The following is a 2,297-nucleotide window of genomic DNA, read 5'->3' on the forward strand; positions in this document are numbered from 1 at the left end:
GGCCAATGCCTCGTCGCGGGGCGGCAGGCGGAACTCGATGCGCTGGCAGCGGCTGCGGATGGTCGCYGGCAGGCGTGCGGGCTGTGCGCTGACCAGCCAGAGGTAGCGGTTCGGGGCGGGCTCTTCCAGCGTCTTCAGCAGCGCGTTGCAAGCCGACCGGTTGATGGCATCGGCCGGATCGATGAGCGCTACCTGCGCACCGCCGTACTGGGGCRTGAGCGCCAGCTTCTGCGACACCTCGCGGATCTGGTCGATGACGATCTCGGTGCGCAGCTTGCTGCCATCCTTGGTGGCGACGAACGAGACGATGTGCAGGTCGGGGTGCGTGCCTGCGTCGATCAGGCGGGTGCTGCGGTCGCCCGGCGCGGGCTCGCCGTCCGCTTCCCGCTGCTGGGCCAGGACGCGTCGCGCCAGGCGGTCCAGCACGGCACGCTTGCCCAGACCCGCCGGGCCGCACACCAGCAACCCATGGCCCAGGCGACCGGACGCCAACGCCGCGACGGCGTGGTCGTAGGCGCGCTGCTGCCAGGGCGAGAACGCGGCGCTCATGCCAGATCGCTGTCGGTCAGCGTGCGCAGGTAGGCACCGATGGCCGCCTCGACGGCAGCGCCGACGCCGGCGGGCGGCTGTGCGGCATCGATCACGCGGAAACGGTGCGGTTCGGCCACTGCGCGCGCCCGGAAGCCGGCGCGCACCCGTTCGAAGAAATCATCCTGCTCGCTTTCGATACGGTCCGGCCACAGGTCGCGGCCCGCCGTCCGCGCGCGACCTTCGCGCACGTCGAGGTCGAGCAGTAGGGTCAGGCCCGGCTTCAGGCCGACGGCACGACGTTCCAGCGCAGCGATCCACTCCGGATCCAGGCCTCGTCCAGCGCCCTGGTAGGCGTAGCTCGAATCGGTGAAGCGGTCGCTGATGACGAACGCGCCGCGCCGCAGCGCCGGACGCACGATCTGGCGCACGTGTTGCGCGCGCGAGGCGAACATCAGCAGCAGTTCGGTCTCAGCCGCAAGCGGCTCGTCCTGCGCTCCCAGCAGCAGCTCGCGGATCCGCTCGGCCAGTGGCGTTCCACCCGGTTCGCGCGTCAGCACCACGTCATGGCCGGCGGCCTGCAGTCGGTCGCGGATCGCGGCGATGGCGCTGGTCTTGCCTGCACCCTCGCCGCCTTCCAGCGTGATCAGCCGCGGCTGCGACAGCAGGGCCTCGCTCATGGCGCTTCCGCCTTGCGGAGGGTTTCGCGGCGCGTCACCAGGTAGCGCGCCACCGCCGCGTTGTGCTCGGCGAGCGTGGTCGAAAAGATGTGCCGTCCGCTGCCATCGCCGACCGCGACGAAGTACAGCGCGGTGCCCTCGGCAGGATTCACCGCCGCCTTCAATGCGTCGACACCCGGCATGGCGATGGGCGTCGGCGTCAGGCCGCGACGCATGTAGGTGTTGTACGGCGTATCCGTGGTCAGGTCGCGGCGGCGGATGTTGCCGTCGTAGCTGCTGCCGATGCCGTAGATGACGGTGGGATCGGTCTGCAGCGGCATGCCGATCTTCAAACGGCGCGCGAACACGCCGGCGATGGCCGGACGCTCTTCGGCGATGCCGGTTTCCTTCTCGATGATCGACGCCAGGATCAGCGCCTCGTCCGCCGACTGCAGCGGGATGTCCGGCGCACGGGCGTCCCATGCCGCGGCCAGCGCCTTCTCCATCGCGGCATAGGCGCGCTTGAGCACTTCGAGGTCGGATTCGCTGCGGGTGTAGACATAGGTCTCGGGCAGGAAGCGGCCTTCCGGATGCTGTCCGGCATGGCCGAGCGCCGCCATCAGTTCGGCATCGCTCATCTGCGCCGTCTTCTGCTGCAGCGGCGTGGCGTTGCGCAGCGCGGCGCGGAGCTGGCGGATGTTCCAGCCTTCGACGATGGTGACACGGTATTGCAGCGTGCGGCCTTCGCGCATGCGCTGCAGCAGTTCGCGCGGAGTCAGGGACGGATCCAGCGCGTACTCGCCCACCTTGAGCTGGCTGGCCGTATCGGTCCGGCGGGCCAGCAACCGCCACTGCAGGTCGGTGCCGTGGGAAACCCCTTTTTCGCGCAACTTGCGCAAGACGGTCGGGAAGGCATCGCCACGCGCCACCTCGACGGTGGTGTCGGCCGCCACGCCGCCGATCGGCGCGTCCGCGAAACCGCGATGGCCCTGCCACAGCCAGAACGCCGCCCCCGCCGCCAGGAGCAGCAGCAGGGCGAAGGCAATGACGATGAAGCGGCAACCGCGCTTGAGTGCTGACGCCACGCAATCCTCGGGGTATGAAGCAGGC

General features: G+C 69.9%; 2 protein-coding genes and 1 pseudogene. All 3 read right to left on the reverse strand.

Annotated elements, in window-relative coordinates; genetic code table 11:
* Nucleotides 1–549 (reverse strand): annotated as a pseudogene (locus AC04L7_RS16960) (DNA polymerase III subunit delta'); the annotation flags it as partial.
* Nucleotides 546–1,208, reverse strand: a complete 663-nt coding sequence (gene tmk, locus AC04L7_RS16965) for a dTMP kinase (protein ID WP_296280130.1) — start codon at nt 1,206–1,208, stop codon at nt 546–548. The pseudogene AC04L7_RS16960 and the gene tmk, both read right to left, overlap by 4 nt.
* The gene (gene mltG / locus AC04L7_RS16970) at nt 1,205–2,272 is read right to left on the reverse strand and encodes an endolytic transglycosylase MltG (RefSeq protein WP_435997831.1); all 1,068 of its coding nucleotides are present in this window, start codon (nt 2,270–2,272) and stop codon (nt 1,205–1,207) included. The genes tmk and mltG overlap by 4 nt, the downstream gene beginning before the upstream one ends.
* Between the last annotated feature and the right edge of the window lie 25 nt (nt 2,273–2,297).

The sequence above is a fragment of the Pseudoxanthomonas sp. LjRoot204_2 genome (assembly GCF_056175765.1).

What these genes read in the sequence shown, in the direction of transcription:
- tmk (WP_296280130.1), bottom strand. Translation starts at nt 1,208, where the DNA reads ATGAGCGAGGCCCTGCTGTCGCAGCCGCGGCTGATCACGCTGGAAGGC.